The 22,453-nt window shown below is 64.8% G+C and carries 15 protein-coding genes; 9 read left to right on the top strand and 6 right to left on the bottom strand.

Annotation, left to right across the window (positions count from 1 at the left end; all coding sequences use genetic code 11):
- Positions 1–64: 64 nt before the first annotated feature.
- Positions 65–991 (bottom strand): response regulator, encoded by a 927-nt coding sequence (locus ACNJYA_RS37580; RefSeq protein ID WP_439364923.1) that lies wholly within the window; start codon positions 989–991, stop codon positions 65–67.
- A complete protein-coding gene (locus tag ACNJYA_RS37575; RefSeq protein ID WP_439364922.1) occupies positions 975–4,346 on the bottom strand; it encodes a hybrid sensor histidine kinase/response regulator in 3,372 nt (1,123 codons plus the stop codon). The genes ACNJYA_RS37580 and ACNJYA_RS37575 overlap by 17 nt, the downstream gene beginning before the upstream one ends.
- A 168-nt stretch (positions 4,347–4,514) precedes the next feature.
- On the opposite strand from ACNJYA_RS37575, the gene urtA reads away from it, so the two are divergent.
- The 9 genes from urtA (at position 4,515) to ACNJYA_RS37530 (ending at position 15,754) form a co-directional block, all read left to right on the top strand.
- A complete protein-coding gene (urtA, locus tag ACNJYA_RS37570; RefSeq protein WP_172788873.1) occupies positions 4,515–5,774 on the top strand; it encodes an urea ABC transporter substrate-binding protein in 1,260 nt (419 codons plus the stop codon).
- Positions 5,775–5,898: 124 nt separating this feature from the next.
- Complete coding sequence (gene urtB / locus ACNJYA_RS37565; RefSeq protein WP_172788872.1) at positions 5,899–6,825, top strand: urea ABC transporter permease subunit UrtB; 927 nt, start codon at positions 5,899–5,901, stop codon at positions 6,823–6,825.
- 17 nt (positions 6,826–6,842) lie between these two features.
- Entirely contained in the window at positions 6,843–7,985 is a 1,143-nt protein-coding gene (gene urtC, locus ACNJYA_RS37560; protein WP_172788871.1) for an urea ABC transporter permease subunit UrtC, read from the top strand.
- Positions 7,986–7,996: 11 nt separating this feature from the next.
- Positions 7,997–8,752, top strand: a complete 756-nt coding sequence (urtD, locus tag ACNJYA_RS37555; protein WP_172788870.1) for an urea ABC transporter ATP-binding protein UrtD — start codon at positions 7,997–7,999, stop codon at positions 8,750–8,752.
- A 190-nt stretch (positions 8,753–8,942) separates the two neighbouring features.
- Positions 8,943–9,632 carry an urea ABC transporter ATP-binding subunit UrtE gene (urtE, locus tag ACNJYA_RS37550; RefSeq protein ID WP_212255876.1) on the top strand — a complete coding sequence of 230 codons (690 nt, stop codon included), beginning with the start codon at positions 8,943–8,945 and terminating at the stop codon, positions 9,630–9,632.
- A gap of 28 nt (positions 9,633–9,660) precedes the next feature.
- Complete coding sequence (fmdA, locus tag ACNJYA_RS37545; protein WP_439364921.1) at positions 9,661–10,890, top strand: formamidase; 1,230 nt, start codon at positions 9,661–9,663, stop codon at positions 10,888–10,890.
- A 110-nt stretch (positions 10,891–11,000) separates the two neighbouring features.
- A complete protein-coding gene (locus tag ACNJYA_RS37540; RefSeq protein ID WP_439364920.1) occupies positions 11,001–11,378 on the top strand; it encodes an FmdB family zinc ribbon protein in 378 nt (125 codons plus the stop codon).
- 38 nt (positions 11,379–11,416) lie between these two features.
- Entirely contained in the window at positions 11,417–12,457 is a 1,041-nt protein-coding gene (locus tag ACNJYA_RS37535; protein WP_172788866.1) for an aliphatic amidase, read from the top strand.
- Between the two features lie 246 nt (positions 12,458–12,703).
- Positions 12,704–15,754 carry an autotransporter outer membrane beta-barrel domain-containing protein gene (locus ACNJYA_RS37530; protein WP_439403517.1) on the top strand — a complete coding sequence of 1,017 codons (3,051 nt, stop codon included), beginning with the start codon at positions 12,704–12,706 and terminating at the stop codon, positions 15,752–15,754.
- Between the two features lie 196 nt (positions 15,755–15,950).
- On the opposite strand, the gene ACNJYA_RS37525 is transcribed toward ACNJYA_RS37530, so the two are convergent.
- The 4 genes from ACNJYA_RS37525 to ACNJYA_RS37510 all read right to left on the bottom strand — a co-directional run bounded on the left by ACNJYA_RS37525 (position 15,951) and on the right by ACNJYA_RS37510 (position 22,311).
- Positions 15,951–16,778, bottom strand: coding sequence for an MlaD family protein (locus tag ACNJYA_RS37525; protein ID WP_439401757.1), 828 nt, complete (start codon positions 16,776–16,778; stop codon positions 15,951–15,953).
- Positions 16,779–16,924: 146 nt separating this feature from the next.
- Positions 16,925–19,141 (bottom strand): acetate--CoA ligase family protein, encoded by a 2,217-nt coding sequence (locus ACNJYA_RS37520; RefSeq protein ID WP_439401756.1) that lies wholly within the window; start codon positions 19,139–19,141, stop codon positions 16,925–16,927.
- A 127-nt stretch (positions 19,142–19,268) separates the two neighbouring features.
- Entirely contained in the window at positions 19,269–19,838 is a 570-nt protein-coding gene (locus tag ACNJYA_RS37515) for a class GN sortase (RefSeq protein WP_439401755.1), read from the bottom strand.
- Between the two features lie 208 nt (positions 19,839–20,046).
- Positions 20,047–22,311 (bottom strand): marine proteobacterial sortase target protein, encoded by a 2,265-nt coding sequence (locus ACNJYA_RS37510; RefSeq protein WP_439401754.1) that lies wholly within the window; start codon positions 22,309–22,311, stop codon positions 20,047–20,049.
- Between the last annotated feature and the right edge of the window lie 142 nt (positions 22,312–22,453).

Here is a 22,453-nt window from a genome sequence, read left to right as displayed (position 1 = left end):
TGCGCTTGTCCGGGACGACACCGTTTGCTCGGTTGGCATCGCCTCAACTCATCTACACCGCCGCTCACGAATTCCGCCTCGTCGCATTCGCCGCGATCGCCGCTGCGGCGGTCCGGTTCTCGACGCCGAGCTTGGCGTAGATCTGCTCCAGGTGCTTGTCGACGGTGCGCGGGCTGAGGCCAAGAATTTGCGCGATGTCGCGGTTGGTCTTGCCCTTGCTGAGCCAGGCCAGCACCTCGCCCTCGCGCGTGGTGAGGCCGAGCTCGCTGGTGAATTCGGGCGGCAGCGCGGTGCCGGCTTCCTTGGACAGCCGCAGCAAAAATTCGTTCGGCGCGGTCTCGCCCATGTAGTAGAAGCGGAGCTGCGGATTGTCAGGCAGCGACGCGGCCTGGGATTTCGAGCCGCTCTTGGCCTTCGCCTGCTCGAGCCATTGCAGCAGTGCCGGCGGCAGCACGAAGTCGTCGGGGTGTGCGCCGTGATGGTCGGACAGCAGCTTCTGCGCCTGCGGCGTCGCCCACAGCAAATTGCCCTGGCGATCGACCGCGAACAGGAAACGGCCGGAGACGTCGAGCGCGGCGCGCGCGCTCTGGGTCAGCCGGGCATTGCCGAGATGGACACGGATGCGCGCCAGCATCTCCTCGATTACGATCGGCTTGGTCACGTAATCGACGCCGCCGGCTTCCAGTCCACGCACGATGTGCTCGGTCTCGGCGAGGCCCGTCATGAAGATCACCGGGACATTGGCGAGACCGGCATCGCGCTTGAGCCGGCGGCAGGTCTCGAACCCGTCGATCCCCGGCATCACGGCATCGAGCAGAATGATGTCGGGCGTGATCTGGTCGATGATGCGCATTGCCGCGGCGCCGTCGAGCGCCACCATCACCGTCATGCCGGCGCCGTCGAGCGCGTCGGTGAGCAGCCGCAGCGTCTCCGGCGAATCGTCGACAACGAGCGCGACGTCGCGCTTCTTCGGTTCAATGCTCATAAGCATGCAACGTCTTCAATGTGGCCATGTACTGGTCGAGATCGAAGCGGTCGACCAGCGACCGCATCTGCGCGACGAAGTCGGCATGCTCGGGGTGCTCGCTGCCGATCTCGTCCAGCTTCAGCTGGATGCCCTTGACGTAGCCGATCTGGCCGAGCCCGATCAGCGCCTCGATATGCCGCTGCGGCGGCTTCGATCCGGTCTCTGGATGCCAGAACGGCACCGCGACCTCGTCCGAGCCGTATTGCCATTCGATCTTGAGGAGCTGGCGAATCGTCGCCAGCAGCCGCGGGATGTCGATCGGCTTCATCAGGTAGCCGTCGTGGAAGGGCTGCGCCAATGGCGCGCCATGGGCCTCGAGCGCGCTTGCCGACACCATCAGGATGCGCGCCTGATGATGGCCGCTGGCGCGCAAGGCCTCGGCGACCGCCCAGCCGTCCATGGCGGGCATCGAGATGTCGAGCAGGAACAGATCGGGCCGGCAATGCTGCGCCAGTGCGAGGCAGCCGGCGCCGTCGGGCGCGCTCAGCAGAATGAAGCCGAGCGGCGTCAGCACCTCACGCAGGAGGTCGCGATGCACGGGATCATCGTCGGTGACGAGGATGGTCTTGCGCGCGCCGTGATAGCCGGAGACCGGCGCCTCCACCGGCGCGATGCGCTGGGGATTGGTGACCTCCGAGAGCAGGATCTTGACCTTGAACGTCGAGCCGGTGCCGACCGTGCTCGTGACCTTGATGTCCCCGCCCATCACGCCGGCGAGCAGGCGGCTGATGGTGAGCCCGAGCCCGGTGCCGGTCTGCGGCTGCGAGGCGCCGAGCGCGCCCCGCTCGAAGGGCGCGAAGATGCGTTCGAGGTCGCCGCCCTGGATGCCCGGGCCGGTGTCGATCACCTCGAACTCGGCGACCGGGCTGCGATAGTGCACCACGAACTGCACGCTGCCGGACTGGGTGAACTTGATGGCGTTCGAGAGCAGGTTGATCAGCACCTGACGCAGCCGCTTCTCGTCGGCATAGACGACGCGCGGCAGCGTTGCGGGCCGCCTGAACACGAAGTCGATGCCCCTGGCCGCGGCCTGGAGGCGGAACATGCCGACGAGCTGGTCGAGGAATTCGCTCAGGCGCACCTCGTCGCGCGACAGATACAGCCGCCCCGCCTCGATCTTGGAGATGTCCAGGATGCCGTCGATCAGGCCGGAGAGATGGTCGGCGCTGCGCCGGACGACGCGGACCTGGTCGCGCGGCTTGGCGCCAAGGCTCGTATCCTGCTCGAGCAGCTGCGCGTAGCCGCTGATCGCATTGAGCGGCGAGCGCAGCTCGTGGCTCAACCCGACCACATAGCGGCTCTTGGCGAGGTTGGCGGATTCGGCAACTTCCTTGGCACGCTGGAGCTCGGCGTCGGTGCGCTTGTGCGCATCGATCTCCTGGATCAGCAGCGTGGTCTGACGCCGCGTCTCGGCCTCGGCGGCGCGACGGCTCTGCTGCGCCAGCACGAACAGCCACGCCACCACGCCGATGATGATGCTGAGCGAGAAGAACACCTTCCACAGCACGTCGGAGACGAGCTCGTTGTCGCCGTGCACGCTCGCCGACGTCTGAAGATAGATCAGTCCCAGCACCAGGGCGATCAGGCCGGCGGAGATCACGAACACGCCGATATAGTGGCCGACTTGCGAGTTGATCCGGGCATAGATCGGTTGCGGCATCAGCCTGCCCAGCGTCTCCGACACCTGCGCCTGGAATCTTGCGTGCGGCTTGCAGAGATCGTGGCAGCGCGCGTCCAGCGAACAGCACAGCGAGCAGATCGGGCCCGCATAAGCGGGGCAGGAGGCCATGTCCTCCGGCTCGAACGAGTGCTCGCAGATGCAGCACTGGATCGCCTCGATGTTCTGCCAGCTCCGCTTCGGCTTGCGCGCGATGTAGTACTTGCCGTCCGTGGCCCAGGCGATCAACGGCGCCGTGAGGAAGGCCGCCGCGAGCGCGATGAAGGCCGATAGCGCCTTCGCGGTCGGCCCGAACAGGCCGTAGAAGGCGCTGATGGAGACGATGGTCGCGATCGTCATCGCCCCCACGCCGACCGGATTGACGTCGTAGAGATGCGCGCGCTTGAACTCGATCTGCTGCGGCCGCAATCCGAGCGGCTTGTTGATGACGAGGTCGGCGACCAGCGCGCCGACCCAGGCGATCGCGACGTTGGAATAGAGCGCCAGCGTCTGCTCCAGCGCCTTGTAGACGCCGATCTCCATCAGCAGCAGGGCCACGATGACGTTGAAGACCAGCCAGACCACGCGCCCGGGATGGCTGTGGGTCAAACGCGAGAAGAAGTTCGACCAGGCGATCGAGCCGGCATAGGCGTTGGTGACGTTGATCTTGACCTGCGACAGGATCACGAAGGTGCCGGTCAAGGCCAAAGCGAGGTCAGGCTGCGACAGCACATAGCGGAATGCTTCGAGATACATGTGCGCCGGCTCGGCGGCCTCCTCGGGCGGCACGCCATGGCTGAGCGCGAAGAAGGCGAGGAACGAGCCCGCCAGCAGCTTCAGCGCGCCCAGCACGATCCAGCCCGGCCCGGCGCTCATCAGCGCCATCCACCAGGAGGCCCTGGAGGCGCGGCGGTCGCGCGGCAGGAACCGCAGGAAGTCGACCTGCTCGCCGATCTGCGCCACCAGCGAGAACACGACGGAGGCCGCAACGCCGAACAGCAAGAGATCGAAATGCCCGTTGAGATCGCCGTGCTCGCCGGAGAATTTGTGCCACTCCGCGAAAGAGTGCGGGTTATGCCAGGCGATCGCGGCGAACGGGATGATGTGAAGGATCACCCACAGCGGCTGCGTCCACAATTGGAAGCGGCTGATCAGCGTGATGCCATAGGCCACCAGCGGGATGATGACGACGGCGCTGATGAGATAGCCGACCGGCCGCGGAATCCCGAAGCACATCTCGAGCGCGGAGGCGAGGATCACGGCCTCGATCGCGAAGAAGATGAAAGTGAAGGACGCGTAGATCAGCGAGGTGACGGTCGAGCCGATGTAACCGAAGCCGGCACCCCGCGTCAGCAGGTCGATGTCGATGCCGCATTTGGCGGCATAGTATGCAATCGGCACCCCGCAGCCGAAAATGATGACGGAGACCACGACGATGGCCGCGGTCGCGTTGGTGACGCCATAGTTCAGCGTGATGGTCCCGCCGATCGCCTCCATCGCCAGGAACGAGATCGCGCCCAGTGCCGTGTTGGCGACGCGGGCGGCGGACCAGCGCCGCGCGCTCTTGGCGGTGAAGCGCAGGGCGTAATCTTCCAGCGTCTGGTTGGCGACCCATTGATTGTACTGGCGCCTGACGCGGTCTATTCGCTGCCGCCCTGCCACTTAACCCCACTCCCGATACGGACCCGGACCCCTCGCAAATTCCGTACCAGAAGCCTACGTCGGCATTTTGCGGTGCAGTATACGCGATCTTGCGTATGCGTGCGCTGCATAAATTCGAGCCATCCTCACGGCACCAATCGCCTGTTCTCGAACAAAAGTGGGGTGCTCATGTCAGACGAAGCAAACAAGGGCCTGTTGTCGCCGCTGCGGCGCAAATTGTTGATGGGGATGGCGGCCGTGCCGGCCATCACGATGCTGCCGCGGGCGTCCTTTGCGCAGGCGCCGGCGACCTCGGCGGTCAATACCACGGGCCTGGCCGTCACCGACACCGAGGTCACGGTCGGCATCCTGCATTCGGCGACCGGCACCATGGCGATCTCCGAAACCGGCTCGATCCAGGCCGAAAAGCTCGCGATCGAGCAGATCAACGCCGCCGGCGGCGTGCTCGGCCGCAAGATCAAGTTCATCCAGGAGGACGGCGCATCGGACTGGCCGACCTTCGCCGAGAAGGCGAAGAAGCTCCTCGTCAACGACAAGGTCGCGGCGATCATGGGCTGCTGGACCTCGGCCTCGCGCAAGGCGGTGCTTCCGGTCGTCGAGCAGTATAACGGCATGCTCTACTATCCGACCTTCTACGAAGGCCTCGAGCAGTCCAAGAACGTGATCTACACCGGCCAGGAAGCGACCCAGCAGATCCTCGCCGGCCTGAACTGGATCGCCAAGGAGAAGGGCGCCAAGTCGTTCTTCTTCATCGGCTCGGACTACATCTGGCCACGCACCTCCAACAAGATCGCCCGCAAGCACGTCGAAAACGTGCTCAAGGGCAAGGTCGTCGGCGAGGAATACTATGCGCTCGGCTCGACGCAGTTCAACTCGGTCATCAACAAGATCAAGCTGACCAAGCCGGACGTCATCTTCACCGACGTCGTCGGCGGTTCCAACGTCGCTTTCTACAAGCAGCTCAAGGCGGCCGGCGTCGATCTCGCCAAGCAGCCGCTGCTCACGATCTCGGTGACGGAGGACGAGATCGACGGTATCGGCGGCGAGAACATCGCGGGCGCCTATGCCTGCATGAAGTACTTCCAGTCGCTCGACAATGCGAACAACAAGGCTTTCGTCTCCGCGTTCAAGAAGATGTGGGGCGAGAAGACCGTGATCGGAGACGTCACCCAGGCTGCCTATCTCGGCCCCTGGCTGTGGAAGCTGACGGTCGAGAAGGCCGGCTCCTTCGACGTCGACAAGATCGCGGCGGCTTCGCCGGGCGTCGAGTTCAAGGGTGCGCCGGAAGGCTATGTGCGCATCCACGAGAACCATCACCTCTGGTCGAAGACCCGGGTGGGGCGCGCCAAGCTCGATGGCCAGTTCGAGCTGATCTTCGAGACCGCCGACCTCGTCGAGCCGGATCCGTTCCCGAAGGGCTACCAGTAAGTCGCCCGTCGCACTTTCCCTCAAGGCAAAACCGCTCCCTGGCGTGGATCGCAAGTCCATGCCTCAAGCCCCCGCGTCGCGAACCTGCTCGCGACGCGGGACCCTTTCCCGACGGAGGACATGGATGTTCGGCGACTATTCGATTGGCGACCTCGGCTCGATCTTCGTCATGCAGGGGTTTGCCGGACTGATCCTGTTCTCCGTCTATGTCCTGATGGCGCTCGGCCTTGCGATCATCTTCGGCCAGATGGGCGTCATCAACATGGCCCATGGCGAGTTCATGATCCTTGGGGCCTACGTCACCTGGATGACCTCCAATCTCTTTCAGGCCTATTTGCCGAGCCTGTTCAGCGGCTACTTCTTCCTTGCCATGATATTGGCCTTCCTCGCATCCGGCGCGCTGGGCATGCTGGTGGAATGGGTGCTGATCCGGCACCTCTATAAGCGCCCGCTCGATACGCTGCTCGCGACCTGGGGCCTCAGCCTGATGCTGCAGCAGGCCTATCGCTCGGTGTTCGGCGCGCGCGAGGTCGGCGTCGAGCTGCCGCAATGGATGCTGGGCTCGCTGCGCGTCACCGACAGCATCGAGGTGCCGATCAACGGCGTCTTCGTGATGTGCCTCACCGTGCTGATCACCATCTGCGTCGCCTACGTTCTCTACATGTCGCGCTGGGGCCGCCAGGTGCGCGCGGTCGTGCAGAACCGCATCATGGCCGGCGCGGTCGGCATCAACACCGAGAAGGTCGATCGCTACACCTTCGGCCTCGGCTGCGGCATCGCCGGTGTCGCCGGCAGCGCCTTCACCATGATCGGCTCGACCGGGCCGACCTCGGGCCAGCTCTACATCGTGGATACGTTCCTCGTCGTCGTGTTCGGCGGCGCCGCCAGCCTGCTCGGCACCATCGCCTCCGCGTTCTCGATCTCGCAGACGCAATCGACGCTCGAATTCTTCATGTCGGGCTCGATGGCCAAGGTGCTCACGCTGCTCGCCGTCGTCGGCATCCTGATGCTGCGGCCGCAGGGTCTGTTCGCCCTCAAGGTCCGCAAATAACGAGAAGCAGGCAAGTCATGATCATCAACTCACGCTTCTTCAACCGATCCGAACTGATGGGCTTCATTGCGCTCGCCGCCGTGCTGTTCGTGATCCTGCCGCTGACGCTGGATGTATTCCGCCTCAACCTGGTCGCGAAATATCTGACCTACGCCTTTGTCGCGCTCGGCCTCGTGCTGTGCTGGGGCTATGGCGGCATCCTGAGCCTGGGGCAGGGCGTGTTCTTCGGCCTCGGCGGCTATTGCATGGCGATGTTTCTCAAGCTCGAGGCCTCCAGCGTCGAGAACACCAAGATCCAGTCGACGCCCGGCATTCCCGATTTCATGGACTGGAATCAGATCACGGCGCTGCCGTTGTTCTGGCAGCCGTTTCACAGCCTCACCTTCACCATCCTCGCCATCATCCTGGTCCCCGGCCTGTTCGCCCTGATCATCGGCACCGCGATGTTCAAGCGCCGCGTCGGCGGCACCTACTTCGCGATCATCACCCAGGCCGTCGCCGCCATCCTCACCATCCTGATCGTGGGACAGCAGGGCTATACCGGCGGCATCAACGGCATGACCGATCTGCGCACGCTCAAGGGTTGGGACATCCGGCCCGACCACGCCAAGATCATCCTGTACTTCGTCGAGGTGGTGCTGCTGTTCGCCTGCATCGGCATCGCGCAGTTCATCCGTCTGACCAAGCTCGGCCGCATCCTGGTGGCGATGCGCGAGCAGGAGGACCGTGTCCGCTTCTCCGGCTACAGCGTCGCCAACTTCAAGATCTTCGCCTTCTGCATGGCCGCGATCTTCGCCGCGATCGGCGGCGCCATGTTCGCGCTCAATGTCGGTTTCATGTCGCCGTCCTTCGTCGGCATCGTGCCGTCGATCGAGATGGTGATCTACACCGCGGTCGGCGGGCGGATGTCGATCTTCGGCGCAATCTGGGGCGCCATCCTGGTGAATTTTGCCAAGACCAGCCTGTCGGAATCCTTCCCGCAGCTCTGGCTGTTCGGCCTCGGCGCGCTGTTCATCGCGGTCGTGCTCGCTTTCCCGAACGGCCTGTCCGGGCTCTGGGCCGACTACGTGCAGCCGCGCATCGACCGGCTGTTCGCCTCGCGCAAGGCGAAGGCGGGCTGGAACGACAATTCGGTCGCCGACGGCGCGCCGGCAGAGTGAGGGGGTAGATCATGCTCATTGGACACCAGCCTAAGGACTTCCTGCTCGCGGTCTCCGGCCTCACCGTCTCGTTCGACGGGTTCAAGGCGGTCAACGACCTCTCCTTCTATGTCGAGGAGAACGAGATCCGCGTCATCATCGGTCCCAACGGCGCCGGCAAGACTACGGTGCTCGACCTGATCTGCGGCAAGACCAAGGCGACCTCGGGCTCGATCCAGTTTCGTGGCAAGGAGCTCACGAAGATGAAGGAGAACGAGATCGTGCAGACCGGCGTCGGACGCAAGTTCCAGACGCCGTCGGTGTTCGAGGATCTCACCGTGTTCGAGAATCTCGAGATCTCGTTCCCGCGCGGCCGCACCGTGTTCGGCTCGTTGACCTTTCAGCGCGACCAGCTGGTCAAAGACCGGGTCGAGGAGGTCGCGGAGATGATCTTCCTCAAGGACAAGCTCAACACCTATGCCGACGAGCTCAGCCATGGCCAGAAACAGTGGCTCGAGATCGGCATGCTGCTGATCCAGGATCCCGACCTGCTGATGCTCGACGAGCCCGTCGCCGGCATGAGCGTCTCGGAGCGCGTCAAGACCGCCGAGCTGCTCAACCGCATCATCAAGAACCGTTCGGTGCTGGTGATCGAGCACGACATGAAGTTCGTCGAGGACATCGCGCACAAGGTCACCGTGCTGCACCAGGGCCAGATCCTCTCGGAAGGGACGATGGAGAAGGTCAAGAACGATCCCAAGGTCATTGAAGTGTACCTGGGGCACTGAGATGGTGCGTACGGGGCGGACGAGCGCTGCGCACTCCGTTCACCTCTCCCGTAGGGAGAGGTCGAATGGCGCAGCCATTCGGGTGAGGGGTTCCGGTCCCTCGATAGGCTTGCGCCCCCTCACCCGGCGCTACGCGCCGACCTCTCCCCGGTGGGGAGAGGTGAAGCAACAGCGAGCCTAGGAGCGCATCATGCTGGCTATTTCCGATCTCCACGTCGCCTACGGCCAGAGCGAGGTGCTGCACGGGCTCAACGTCAAGGTCGCGGCGAACGAGATCGTCGCGATCATGGGCCGCAACGGCATGGGCAAGACCACGCTGATGAAGTCGCTGATGGGCATCCTGCCGGCTCGAAGCGGCTCGGTGAGCATGGACGGCGCCGAGCTCGGCAACCTCAAGAGCTTTGAGCGCGTCGCCAAGGGCCTCGCCTACGTGCCGCAGGGCCGCATGATCTTCTCCACCATGACGGTGAAGGAGAACATCGAGACCGGGCTGGTCGTGTCCGGCGGCTCGGAGGTGCCTGACGACATCTACGAATTGTTCCCGGTGCTGCTGGAGATGAAGGGCCGCCGCGGCGGCAATCTCTCGGGCGGGCAACAGCAACAATTGGCGATCGCGCGCGCGCTCGCCACCAAGCCGAAGGTGCTGCTGCTGGACGAGCCGACCGAAGGCATTCAGCCCTCGATCATCAAGGAGATGGCGCGCACCTTGAAACGCATCCGCGACGAGAAGGGGCTCTCGATCGTCGTCTCCGAGCAGGTCCTGAGCTTTGCGCTCGACATCGCCGATCGCGTGCTGGTGATCGAGAACGGCGAGATCGTGCGCGACGATCCGCGCGACGCCGTCGATGCCGCGCAGGTCTCGAAATATCTGTCCGTCTAACCAACCGCAGTAAAAGGGGAGCATCTCGATGCCAGAGACACTGATCAAGGTCGATCTCACCAAGTCGGCCTATGAGAACGACATGGTGCACAACCGCTGGCACCCCGACATCCCGATCGTGGCCTGGGTCAATCCCGGCGACGATTTCATCATCGAGACCTATGATTGGACCGGCGGCTTCATCAAGAACAACGATTCCGCCGACGACGTGCGTGACATCGACCTGTCGATCGTGCACTTCCTCTCCGGCCCGATCGGCGTCAAGGGCGCAGAGCCCGGCGACCTCCTCGTCGTCGACCTGCTCGACGTCGGCCCGCTCAAGGAGAGCCTGTGGGGCTTCAACGGCTTCTTCTCCAAGCAGAATGGCGGCGGCTTCCTCACCGACCACTTCCCGCTGGCGCAGAAGTCGATCTGGGACATCAAGGGTCTCTACACCTCGTCGCGTCACGTGCCCGGCGTCAACTTTGCAGGTCTCATCCATCCCGGCCTGATCGGGTGCCTGCCCGATCCGAAGATGCTGGAGACCTGGAACAAGCGCGAGGCCGAGCTGATCTCGACCAACCCGACCCGCGTGCCCGGCCTTGCCAATCCGCCGTTCGCGCCGACCGCCCATGGCGGCCGCGCCAAGGGCGATGTGAAAGTCAAGATCGGTGCAGAGGGTGCGCGCACCGTGCCGCCGCGCGAGCATGGCGGCAACTGCGACATCAAGGATCTCTCGCGCGGCTCGAAGATCTACTTCCCGGTCTACGTCCCCGGCGCCGGTCTCTCGATGGGCGACCTGCACTTCAGCCAGGGCGACGGCGAGATCACCTTCTGCGGCGCCATCGAAATGGCCGGCTGGCTGCACCTCAAGGTCGAGGTGATCAAGGACGGCATGTCGAAATACGGCATCAAGAACCCGATCTTCAAGCCGTCGCCGATCACGCCGAACTACAAGGACTATCTGATCTTCGAAGGCATCTCGGTCGACGAAGCTGGCAAGCAGCATTATCTCGACGTCCACATCGCCTATCGCCAGGCCTGCCTCAACGCCATCGAGTATCTGAAGAAGTTCGGCTATTCCGGCGCCCAGGCCTATTCGATCCTCGGCACCGCGCCGTGTCAGGGCCACATCTCCGGCGTGGTCGACGTGCCCAACGCCTGCGCCACGCTATGGCTGCCGACCGAGATCTTCGACTTCGACGTGATGCCGTCGGCGGCCGGACCCATCAAGCACATCACCGGCGATATCCAGATGCCGATCTCGCCGGACAAGTGACGCCGCGCCCCCTCTCCCCGTTCTTACGGGGAGAGGGTCGGGGTGAGGGGCTGTCGCCACGCGCACGGTGGCAGCGAGTTGTGTGAACAGGCAAGAGCGTAGGTGATGCGATGCCGGTCTACGAATATCTCTGTAACGATTGCGGTCCCTTCAAGGACTTGCGCCCGATGGCGGAATGCGACGATCCGCAAAGCTGTCCGCATTGCGAGACCATGGCGCCGCGCGTCATCCTGACCGCGCCGAACTTCTTCTGCATGCCGGCGGAGAAGCGCAAGGCGCACGCCGTCAACGAGCGCAGCACCCACGCGCCGCAGACGCTGGCGCAATACAAGGCCTCGCATGGCCCGGGCTGCGGCTGCTGCTCGTCGGGCAGGACCGTGAAGGACAAGAGCCCGACCGACAGGAAAAAGCCGGCGCGGCTGATGACCAAGACCAAAAGCGGCGCCAAGGGCTTTCCGACCGCGCGGCCCTGGATGATCAGCCACTAACCCACGACCCACACGAACGGAAGACAGGAGCGCTCAACATGCTTCACGGTGACATTTCCAGCAGCAACGACACGGTCGGCGTCGCGGTGGTCAATTACAAGATGCCCCGCCTGCACACCAAGGCCGAGGTGCTCGACAATGCCCGCAAGATCGCCGACATGATCGTCGGCATGAAGCTCGGCCTGCCCGGCATGGATCTCGTGATCTTCCCGGAATATTCCACGCAAGGCATCATGTACGATTCCAAGGAGATGTACGAGACGGCCTCGATGGTGCCGGGCGAGGAGACCGCGATCTTTGCGGAAGCCTGCCGCAAGGCAAAAGTGTGGGGCGTGTTCTCGCTCACCGGCGAACGCCACGAAGAGCATCCGCACAAGGCGCCCTACAACACCCTGATCCTGATGAACGACAAGGGCGAGATCGTGCAGAAGTACCGCAAGATCATGCCGTGGGTGCCGATCGAAGGCTGGTACCCCGGCAACTGCACCTATGTCTCCGAGGGTCCGAAGGGGCTGAAGGTCAGCCTGATCATCTGCGATGACGGCAATTATCCGGAGATCTGGCGCGACTGCGCCATGAAGGGCGCAGAGCTGATCGTGCGCTGCCAGGGCTACATGTATCCGGCCAAGGAGCAGCAGGTCATGATCTCCAAGGCGATGGCCTGGGCCAACAACGTCTATGTCGCGGTCGCCAATGCCGCCGGCTTCGACGGCGTCTACTCTTACTTCGGCCACTCCGCGATCATCGGCTTCGACGGCCGCACCCTCGGCGAATGCGGCGAGGAGGATTACGGCATCCAGTACGCCCAGCTCTCGAAGCATCTGATCCGCGATGCGCGCCGCAACGGCCAGTCGCAGAACCATCTCTACAAGCTGGTCCATCGCGGCTACACCGGCATGATCAATTCCGGCGACAGCCCGCGTGGCGTCGCGGCGTGCCCGTATGATTTCTACAAGAACTGGATCAAAGACCCCGAAGGCACGCGCGACATGGTCGAGGCGATGACCCGCGCGACGCCGGGTACCGATGAATGTCCGATCGAGGGCATTCCGAATGGATCGGCGGCCAGCAACTATTGAGCTTCTTGCGATCCCCCTCGATATACAGAACGGGAATTCTGCCCTGAAACCGTGGCTCGGCTGCAACATGACTGCCGGATTCTGCCTTGGTTAGGGGCAAACGGGCGAATTCCGGCCTTGCCGTAGTTCTACGGGACCCTCTCATCGCCTAAGTTCCCCCGCGGAACCGGCTGGGAGCGTGGCGTGAGCGGTGAGGGGCAATCGAGGCGGCGGGATCGGCAGTGCGTTGCCGCTTTATCCGTCAGCATGGTCGCGCTCGCTTTGGGGCTCACCTTATTGGGGTCGCCGGCCCACGCGGCCTGCACACCGGATCCAGCCACGAGCGGCCAGACTGTCACCTGTACGGGTACCGACACCGACGGCTTTCAGGCCGGGCCCGGTGTCGACGGCCTCAATGTCAACGTGCTCTCGGGCGCGACCGTGAACGACAACGGCACGCTCTCGATCGGCGTCAACAATTCGAACACAGTTACCAACAACGGGACAGTGTCGGCAGGTTCGGGCCGCACCGGCATCGCCGTTGGAAATTCCAGCACCGTGATCAACAACAGCACCATCACGGTGCTCGACAACGGCCTCGGCATCCAGGCGATCAATCAAAACGTCATCACCAATGCCGGCACGATCACGACGGGGGACAACGGTGCCGCGATCTCGGTCGGCGACAACAACACCATCTCTAACAGCGGTGCACTGTCGGTTGGCGCGTCGGGCGTGGGTGTCTTCTCCGGCCAGAACAACACGATCACCAACGTCGTGACGGGCACGATCACCGGCGGCGACGGTGCCAGCGGCATTTTCGCGTTTGGTGCCACGACCATCACCAATGCCGGCGCAATCACGGTCGGAAGCTCCGCCGGATTCTCCGGCGGCATTCTGGCGATCAGCAACAACAACACGGTCACCAACACCGCCACCGGCACGATCACGGTCGGGCAGTTCGCCGCCGGCATGTTCCTGCAAGGCAACGTCCAGACCGTCAGCAATTTTGGCTCAATCACGGCCGGCGATGTCGGCGTCGGCATCGCCGTGCAGGGCGATGATGCCAAGGTCACCAACGGCGGTGCGATCACGGTGGGGGATACCGCATCGGCCGGCATTTCTGTGCAGGGTGACCGGGCCATCATAAGCCAGAGCGGCACGATCAGTGTCGGCCTGGGCGGCGTGGGCGTCGCCTATTCTGGTTCGTCGGCCACGATCACAAACAGCGGACGAATTACGGGCGGCGATTTCGCCGAAGGCATTTTTGTTGACGGTGACTCCAATGTCATCACCAACCGCGGCACCATCACCGTCGGCGCTGCCGGCGTCGGCATCGACGTCAGCTCTTTCAGCACGACCAACCAGATCGTCAATACCGGCACGATCAATGTCGGGGCTGGCGGCATCGGCATCAGCGTCAGTGGTGGCGGAAGCGTTTTCAACTCGGGGACCATCAACGCCGCGACGGGTTTGGCCGCGATCGAGTTCTGCATCTGTGGCCCGAACACGCTGACGCTCGGCCCCGGCAGCGTCATCAACGGCCAGGTGCTGGCGACCGGAACCGATACGTTCCAGCTCGGCGGCACCGGCAAGGATACATTCAATCTCGACCTGATCGGCACCGGCCTCCAGTACGACGGCTTTGCGACCTTCAACAAAGTCGATAGCTCGACCTGGATTGTAACGGGCACCGGCAATCAGGACTGGAATGTGCTCGGCGGCACGCTGATGCTCGCCGGCACCATCAACGGCACCGTGAGCATTGCCACCGGCGGCACGTTCGGCGGCGTGGGCTCGGTCGGCGCGATTGCCGTGAGTGGCGGTACGTTTGCGCCGGGCAGCCCGACCGGGACGCTCAACGTGGCCGGCAATCTCTCGTTCACGTCGGCATCGAGCTACATGGTGCAGGTCTCGGGTGCCAACAACGGGCTCGCCGTCGTGGCCGGCACGGCGACGCTTGGCGGGGCGACGGTCGTCGTCGTTCCCACCGGCTCGGTCGCGAAGCACTACAGGATCCTCAGCGCCGCGACGCTGCCCGATACGTTCAATCCTGGCGTCGCCGGCCTGTCGTCCAACCTGCACCCGACGCTCAGCTACGATCCCAACAACGTCTACCTCGACCTCGCGTTGGGCTACGGCAGCGGGCTCAACATCAATCAGCAGAACGTCGCCAACGTGTTGACCAACTATTTCAGCAGTACTGGCAGCCTGCCCGTGGCGCTCGCCAATCTTTCACCGGCGGGCCTGACCCAGGCCTCCGGCGAGTCGGCGACGGCATCGCAGCAGACGACCTTTGAGGCGATGAACCTGTTCATCAATCTGCTGACCGACGTGTTCGGCTCGGCGCGCAGTGGCACGCCCGGCGCGACACCCTATGCCGATGACGCAAGCGCGAGTGCCTATGCCGCAACCCGTACGACCGCGCGCGACGCCTTCGCCGCGATCGACCGCAAGGCGCCGGCTGCGACGTTCGAGCAGCGCTGGGATGTGTGGGCGGCCGGCTATGGCGGCTCGCAGACCACCGACGGCAACGCCGGCCTCGGCTCGAACAACACCACCAGCAGCGTCTATGGCACCGCCGTGGGCCTCGACTACCGCTTCTCGCCGTCGACGATTGCGGGCTTCGCCCTCGCAGGCGGCGGGACTGGATTCAACGTCAGCGGGCTCGGTTGGGGGCGCTCCGATCTGTTCCAGGCCGGCGCCTTCCTGCGTCATACGGCCGGACCGGCCTACGTCACGGCGGCGCTCGCCTATGGCTGGCAGGACGTTACGACCAACCGCGTCGTGACGGCCGCCGGCTATGACCAGTTGCGGGCGCAGTTCAACGCCAACGCCGTCTCGGGCCGCATCGAGGGCGGCTATCGCTACGCCATGCAATGGGCCGGCGTCACGCCCTACGCCGCGCTCCAGGCCACCTTGTTCAGCCTTCCCGCCTATGCCGAGTCGGCGGTGGTGGGCAGCAACGTCTTCGCGCTCAACTATGCCGCCAAGGACGTGACCAGCACCCGCTCCGAGCTCGGCCTGCGCGCCGACCGGTCCTTTGCCGCGGCCGGCGGCCTGATGACCCTGCGCGGCCGCCTCGCCTGGGCGCACGATTACAATCCGGACCGTACGGTCGGTGCGGTGTTCCAGACGCTGCCGGGATCGGCCTTCGTCGTGAACGGCGCCGCGCAGGCGCGCGACTCCGCGCTGACCACGGCATCGGTGCAGATGAACTGGATGAACGGCTGGTCGGCGTCGGCGACATTCGAGGGCGAGTTCTCGAACCTCACGCGGTCCTACGCCGGCAAGGGTCTCGTGCGCTACGCGTGGTAAGCTCGATTGATAGGCCACGGCGGGATTGCCATCCTCCCCTGGAGGGGGAGGATCGGTTCGCATGCAGCGAAGCGCAATGCGAACCGAGGTGGGGTGACAGTCTATCCGCAGTACACACTGCCCGCGTTGAGAGATCACCCCACCCCGCTCGCGCTCCGCGCGATCGACCCTCCCCCTCCAGGGGAGGGTCAGGAGGCTACTGCTTCTTCTGCTCGGGCTTGCGCGGTGGGCGCGGGGATGCAGGCGCCGGCGTGCCGCTCATCTTGTTGGCGGCCTCGCTGACGTCGAGCAGCGAGCGGCGAATGTCGTCGAGATAGGCTGCCGACTTTTTCTTCATGGTGCCGGCAAGCTCGTGCAGCCCCTGGATCTTCTCGAACAGCTCGTCCGCCTTGCCGTTGACGAAGCCCGGCACCGCGCCTTCGATCTTCCCGACCGCCTTGTCGAAGCCAGCAAAGGCGCTGTCTACCTTGGCCATGACGGAGTCGATCTCGCCGCCCTTGCTCCTGAGGTCGGCGGTGGTGGCCTCGAACGTGTGCAGGCCCTCCTTGATGGCGGGGGCGTTGTTCACGATGGTGCGGTCGACGCTGTGCAGGGTTTCGACGATGGTTTCGGCGTCGCTGAGATCGGCCGTCAGCACCGGGATGCCGTCCGCGTCCAGCGGCACCGGCGGTGCAGAGGGGACGCCGCCGATCAATGAGATCGCGGCAACGCCGGTGAGACCCTGGAACTCGATGCCTGCCACGGTGTCCTTGCGGATCGGCGCGGCATTGTCGAGCATGACGAGCGCCACGATCCTGCGGGGACTCTCCAGCTTGATCGACAGGATCTGGCCGGCGGGCACGCCGTCGAAATTGACCGGCCCACCGCGGCGCAGGCCGCTGGCGGAGCCGCCCTCGAACACCACGCGCAACTGGCTGCGGCTCTGGATGGTGCGCCATTTCTGCACGCCGAGCAGGCCGCCGAACGCCACGGCGATCGCCGCCAGCGTCGCCGTTCCGATCACAAGATTGCTCGCGCGTGCCATGAGGCTGAGTTTAGGGCCAAAGCGGGATGGTTGGAAGAAGGCCGCGATGGTACGTAGGGCGGGTTAGCGAAGCGTAACCCGCCGCTTTCGCCTCAGCAGTCGTGTAGATTGGCGGATTACGCTGGCGCTAATCCGCCCTACGCACCTCAGTGTCCCGCCGCCCGCCTCGCCGCAGCATTGTTCAGCACGATCAGCGCGTCGACGGCGACACCGGTCCTGGTGTTGATCAGGAACGGGTTGATGTCGATCGAGGCGATGCGATCGCCCGCATCCGCAATCAAATTGGACAGCCCGACCAGCGCCTTCACCGCCGAGGCCTCGTGCAAGACCGGCCTGCCGCGATAGCCGCGCAGCTTGATGCCGGCCTTGGTGCGGCCGATCAGGAGCCGTGCTTCGCTTGCGTCCAGCGGCGCGCCGGCGAGCGCGACGTCCTTCATCAGCTCGATGTCGATGCCGCCGGTGCCGAACAGCACGACCGGGCCCATCTCGGCATCGAGCGAGGCGCCGACCACCAGCTCGAGCTCGGCCTTGACCTGCTGTGCGATCAGGATGCCGTCGAGCTTCGGCTTGCCCTTGAGTTTCGCGACCCGCGCTGTGATGTCGGCGAACGCCTTCTTCACCTCGGCCACGCTATTGAGGTTCAGCACCACGCCGCCGATATCGGACTTGTGCAGGATCTCGGCGCTGACGACCTTCGCCACGACCGGAAAACCGATCTGCTTGGCAATCTTCACCGCGTCCACCGCGGTCTGTGCGATCGCCTCCTGCGAGATCGGGATGCCGTAGGCCTTGAGCAACCTCTTCGAGGCGACCTCGTCGAGCGCGGCGGCGGTTGCCGATGTCAGCGTCTTCTCCAGCACGGCGCGCGCGGCGGGCTTCGAGCTCGAGACGATGTCGGGCACCTCCTTGCGCAGCTTGGCGTAAGCGAGCAGCGACTTGATCGCGGTCACCGCCCGGTCCATGCCCTGCATGACCGCGAGATGTGGCAGCGACTTCCGCAAGTCCTTGGTGTGCTCGGTGAAGCCGATCGACATCGCGCTGATATAGATCACCGGCTTGCCCGCCCTGCTCGCCATCTCGTTGACGATGCGCAAGTTGCGCTCGCGCAGCTCGTGCGGCGCCTTCGGCAGCTCGGCATCGACGATGACGATGTCGATATCGGGGTCGTCGATCATCAGCTTGATCGACTTCATGTAGACGGAGGGATCGACCACCGCGGCGAAGCCGGCGTCGAGCGGATTGCCGACGATCGAGCCGGGGCCGAGCATCTTCGCGAGCTCCGCACTGACATGCGGGCTCAGCGGCGCGAAGTTCAGGCCTGCGGCGTAGAAGGCGTCGATCAGCATGCCGCGCTTGCCGCCGGACAGCGTCACGGCGGCAAGCCGGTCGCCTTTGGGCAAGCCAGCGTGGACGAAGCACTCGGTGGTCTCGATCAGCTCGTCGAGGCCGCCGACCCGGATCACCCCTTCGCGCGTCGCGATCGCGTCGAACGTCTCGATCGAGCCGGCGAGCGCGCCGGTATGCGCCATCGCCGCGGCGCGGCCGCCTTCGGAGGCGCCGAGCTTGAGGGCGATCACGGGCTTGCTCGCCGCGCGTGCTGCCTTGCAGGCGTCGCGGAAGGCCTTGGTGTTGCGCACGCCTTCGAGGTAGACGACGATCACCTTGATGCTCGGATCCTCGGCGAAATAGCGCATCAGATCCGGCGTCTCGAGTCCGGCCTCGTTGCCTGTGGTCACCATGTAGCCGACGCCGACGCCGCGGTCTTCCAGCGCCTGGCGGATCGCCATGACGATGGCGCCGGATTGGCCGGCGATCGCGACTGCGCCTTGCTCCATGGTGACGATGCGATCGTCGATATTGGTGAAGAGCTTTTCGCCGGCGCTCAAATTGCCGAGGCAGTTCGGGCCGGTCACGGCGAGCCCCGTCTCGCGCACGGCCGCCTGCAATTCGGCAGCGAGCTTCTGGCTTTCGTCATCCTGCAGCTCGCTGAAGCCCGAGGTGACGATGGTGGCCGAACGCGCGCCGGCCGCGGCGGCGTCGCGGATCACCTGCACGGCAAAGCGCGCAGGCACCAGCACCAGGACATGATCGGGCTTCTCCGGAAGACTCGCAAAGTCCTTGTAGCAGGGAACGCCCCAGATGGCGTCGCGCTTGGCATTGACCGGATAGAGGCCGCCCTCGTAGCCGTACTTGATCAGATTGTTCCAGATGCGCTCGGCATAATTGCCGGGCTTGTCGGTCGCGCCCACCAGCACGATGTTGTGCGGGTGCAGCATGGCATGGATGCCCTTGATGATGTCGCTGGCATCGGGCGGCGGAGACCATGGACGGGACGCGGATGCAGCAGACACATGGGCTTCCATGGCGTGACCTCACCTGTTGTTCTTATTGGTGTCGCGTCACTCTGTTCTATGGCGAGTCCTTTGGCAACTGTGTGGCTGGTATGCCGTGTGGTGGAATGAAGTGCACATCGGTGCGTGTCAGTCCGATCTATCCGTCGCCGCTAATCAATGTTGCATGCAGGGTGTAGCGCTCGGGGCCGGATGTGACGGCATCGAAGGGCCAGCAAGTCGCGAGAACAAGCTCGAAACCCTGTGCCATGGGATCGATGCCCGACGCATCGAAGCGAACCACGGCCGAGGAATCTGCGCGATAGCGAAAATGTCGACCGTCGCTGCGTGTGACATCGATGACGTCACCCATGGCAACATCTTTCAGGAAGCGAAAATGAGTGTCGCGATGGGCGGCATAGACGGCAATCCCGCGCTCGCCCGCTTCAGCCGTGTGCTGGACATGGCCCGGCCCGAAAGCAAGCGCCTGGCCGCTCGTGCCTTCCAGCACGATCGCGCTGGCGCCGATCCGCTTGACTTCGATCCGCGCGACCGGCCAGGTGTCGGCCCATGACCAGGGCTTCACCGCCTGCCTTGTCGCAACGCTTCGGTCGAATGCCCGCTCCAGCAGCACCTGCGCCAGCCAGGCCTTGGCATGGATGTAGGCGCCGTCGCCGAACAGGATGAGGCCGATCAACGCCAGGATCAGCGGAGAGATGAGGCGGGGCATTTTATCCACGATCGTCATTGCGAGCCACCGGGTCCGCGCGAAGCGCGGCCCGATGACAGGCTCCGCGAAGCAATCCAGAGTCTCTCCGCGGAGGCAGCCTGGATTGCTTCGCTGCGCTCGCAATGACCGTGAGAAAAAGGCGCGCGCGGCCGTTTGGAGGGGACGGGCAGCCGCGCGCGCTAACAGAGGAGTTCGGGGGGCTCCTCTCTCAAACGGTGTCAGTGAGCAAGGGCTGACGCCGGTTGAACACGAACAGGACCAGGGCGAGCACGATCAGGATGAAGCCCGCGATCATCTTCAGCTCGGCCGAGGTTGCGGTCTTGGGCAGACGGATCGCGTCGGGTGCGGCAGGCGTCGGCCGCCGCGTCGCCGGCTGATTGCGCGCATCGGCGTGACGTTCGCGCAGCTGTGTCGGCGTCAGATGCGGCCGCTCGCCGAACACTTTCTCGAACTCCCAGCCCGCGGGCAGGTTGATCGGCAGCTCGCTGAGCTTCAGCGGCGCGCCTTCGGGACGGCTTGGCGTCTTGTCGACCGCGACGAGGCTGGTCAGCCGCGTGACGATCTGATGGTCGAGCGCCAGCGCCAGGATCGCCTTGTCGGAGTCTTCGGGTGTCATCTCGCGCAGGGTGCGTGCCACCTCCGCATCGGCGATCTTGCGCCTGGCCCAGAGTTTCGACAGACCCTTGCCTTCGGCGGCGTTTTGCAGCGGCAGCGTCACCGACCACGGACGGTCGCCGACGCGACCCTTGATCTCGAGCGCGCCTGCGAGCTTGTCGAGCCTGGCCGCGAGCACCAGAGGCTCGCCGCGATAGACGTCGGGAATGATCGCCGGGGTGACGTCGGACTTCGCCTCGGAAAACTTTGCGGTGAGGCTGGTCACGGCCGGATTCTCCAGCCTGGCGAACAGGCCGCGCATGCGCTCCTCGACTTGCTCGACGGACCCGATATGGGTGAAGGCGCCGCGGCCGAGCTCGGCGGCGCGGGTCATCAGATAGGTGTTGGGCGCAGATCCGATGCCGACCATGAAGACGCGCGAGCGGCCGCGCATCGTCGTGATCGCATCGAACAATTGCTGCTCGTTGCCGATCGCGCCGTCGGTCAGGAACACGACCTGGCGGACCATGCCGGTGTCGCCGAGCTTGTCGGTCAGTGCCGCGCGCATCGCCGGCACCATCTCGGTGCCGCCGCGCGCCTGCAAGGCGCCGACGAAGGAGGTCGCCTCGCCGACATGCGCGGCATCGGCCGGGACGGAGGCCGGAAACAGCACGTCCATGGTGTCGTCGAAGCGGATCACGTTGAAGCGGTCATTCGGCTGCAGGCGGCCGAGGGCGTAGAGCAGGCTTGCCTTGGCCTGCACGATGGAGGTGCCGCCCATCGAGCCGGAATTGTCGATCACGAACACGACCTCGCGCGGCAGCGGCTTCTGCGTCGCCTGCTCGGCGCTCGGCGGGGTGACGAAGGCGAGCAAATAATCGGCGTCGCCGACATGCTCGCGAAACAGGCCGACCGACGGCGCTTTCTCCGCAGCCGGCTTCCAGGTCAGCTCGAAGTCACGGTCGGCGGGCACGGCACCGTCGGCGAGCGTCACCACGCGCGTCGCATTGTCCGGGCTTTCCGTCTTGACGTTGTGATGGTGGCTCTTGACCTCGCCGAGCGCGAAGCCGGCCTGCAGGCGTACCGTGATGCTGGTCGGATTCACCGGCGCATTCCGGGCCGGGTCCAGCACAGGGGGCGAGATGCGCTCACGATCCGGCACCGGGTCCGACGTCGCGGCGCCCCAGCCCGAGCCATCCTTGCGGAAGTCGACGCTCTGGACGATCGGCGCGGGATTGTAGCGCGGCCCGACCACGAGCGGCAGGCGTAACGAATACTCGTTGTCGACTTGATGCACCGGCTCCTGGTACTCGATCTGCACCAGCACGGTTTCGCCGGGACCGATATTGGCGACCGAGTTGGTGAAGATGTTCGGCCGTTCCTGCTCGGTGAGCGCGGCCTTCTGGCCGGCGCGGCGCGCCTCCTCGTAGATCACGCGCGCCTGCTGCCGCTCCTTGATGTCGCCGACGATGACGCGGTCGCCGACCACCATCTTCAGCGTGTCGACGGCGCCGCCGGGCGCGAGCGGATAGACATAGGTGGCCTCGACCCAATCCTTGCTCGGGTTGCGGAATGCTTGCGTGACGCGGGCGCGCAAGGTCGGGCCCGACACCGTGATGTCGACATCGGTCCCGAGGCGGATCGCCTCTAGGGTGGCGCCGTCCTGCTTCAGCAGCAGGCTGCCCGAGCGTGCTTCGCCGGGCTGGAGCAGGCCTGCCTGTTCGGTCGTTGCCGACCAACTCGCGCCAAAACTCACCAGCAGGGCCAGGAAGGCGACCAGCATCACTGCGATGCCTTGCGCGAGAAGGAACAGTCCGACCTTGATGAGGCGGCTCAACAGGGGGTGTTCGTCGCTGTCGGCCGTGTCGTAGGCGTCCATTTGGGTTGCTCCCGCAGCATGTTTGCTAGCCTTCAGCATCCGCCGGCGGGGCGGCATTTCGCGAGCAGAATGATCGGCAATGTTCCGCCGCGGCCGGCCCCGGCTCGTTTCGGCCGGGGCGGTCATGTGCGGTTTTGTGCTG

The sequence above is a fragment of the Bradyrhizobium sp. BLXBL-01 genome (assembly GCF_051853025.1).
GTDB lineage: Bacteria > Pseudomonadota > Alphaproteobacteria > Rhizobiales > Xanthobacteraceae > Bradyrhizobium.
The sequence above is the reverse complement of the archived record's forward strand: the minus strand, read 5'-3'. Positions and strand labels throughout refer to the sequence as shown.

Coding starts and splice junctions, on each gene's coding strand:
- ACNJYA_RS37580 (WP_439364923.1), bottom strand. CDS start 991: ATGCTTATGAGCATTGAACCGAAGAAGCGCGACGTCGCGCTCGTTGTC.
- urtA (WP_172788873.1), top strand. CDS start 4,515: ATGTCAGACGAAGCAAACAAGGGCCTGTTGTCGCCGCTGCGGCGCAAA.
- urtB (WP_172788872.1), top strand. CDS start 5,899: ATGTTCGGCGACTATTCGATTGGCGACCTCGGCTCGATCTTCGTCATG.
- urtC (WP_172788871.1), top strand. CDS start 6,843: ATGATCATCAACTCACGCTTCTTCAACCGATCCGAACTGATGGGCTTC.
- urtD (WP_172788870.1), top strand. CDS start 7,997: ATGCTCATTGGACACCAGCCTAAGGACTTCCTGCTCGCGGTCTCCGGC.
- urtE (WP_212255876.1), top strand. CDS start 8,943: ATGCTGGCTATTTCCGATCTCCACGTCGCCTACGGCCAGAGCGAGGTG.
- fmdA (WP_439364921.1), top strand. CDS start 9,661: ATGCCAGAGACACTGATCAAGGTCGATCTCACCAAGTCGGCCTATGAG.
- ACNJYA_RS37540 (WP_439364920.1), top strand. CDS start 11,001: ATGCCGGTCTACGAATATCTCTGTAACGATTGCGGTCCCTTCAAGGAC.
- ACNJYA_RS37535 (WP_172788866.1), top strand. CDS start 11,417: ATGCTTCACGGTGACATTTCCAGCAGCAACGACACGGTCGGCGTCGCG.
- ACNJYA_RS37530 (WP_439403517.1), top strand. CDS start 12,704: ATGGTCGCGCTCGCTTTGGGGCTCACCTTATTGGGGTCGCCGGCCCAC.
- ACNJYA_RS37525 (WP_439401757.1), bottom strand. CDS start 16,778: ATGGCACGCGCGAGCAATCTTGTGATCGGAACGGCGACGCTGGCGGCG.
- ACNJYA_RS37520 (WP_439401756.1), bottom strand. CDS start 19,141: ATGGAAGCCCATGTGTCTGCTGCATCCGCGTCCCGTCCATGGTCTCCG.
- ACNJYA_RS37515 (WP_439401755.1), bottom strand. CDS start 19,838: ATGCCCCGCCTCATCTCTCCGCTGATCCTGGCGTTGATCGGCCTCATC.
- ACNJYA_RS37510 (WP_439401754.1), bottom strand. CDS start 22,311: ATGGACGCCTACGACACGGCCGACAGCGACGAACACCCCCTGTTGAGC.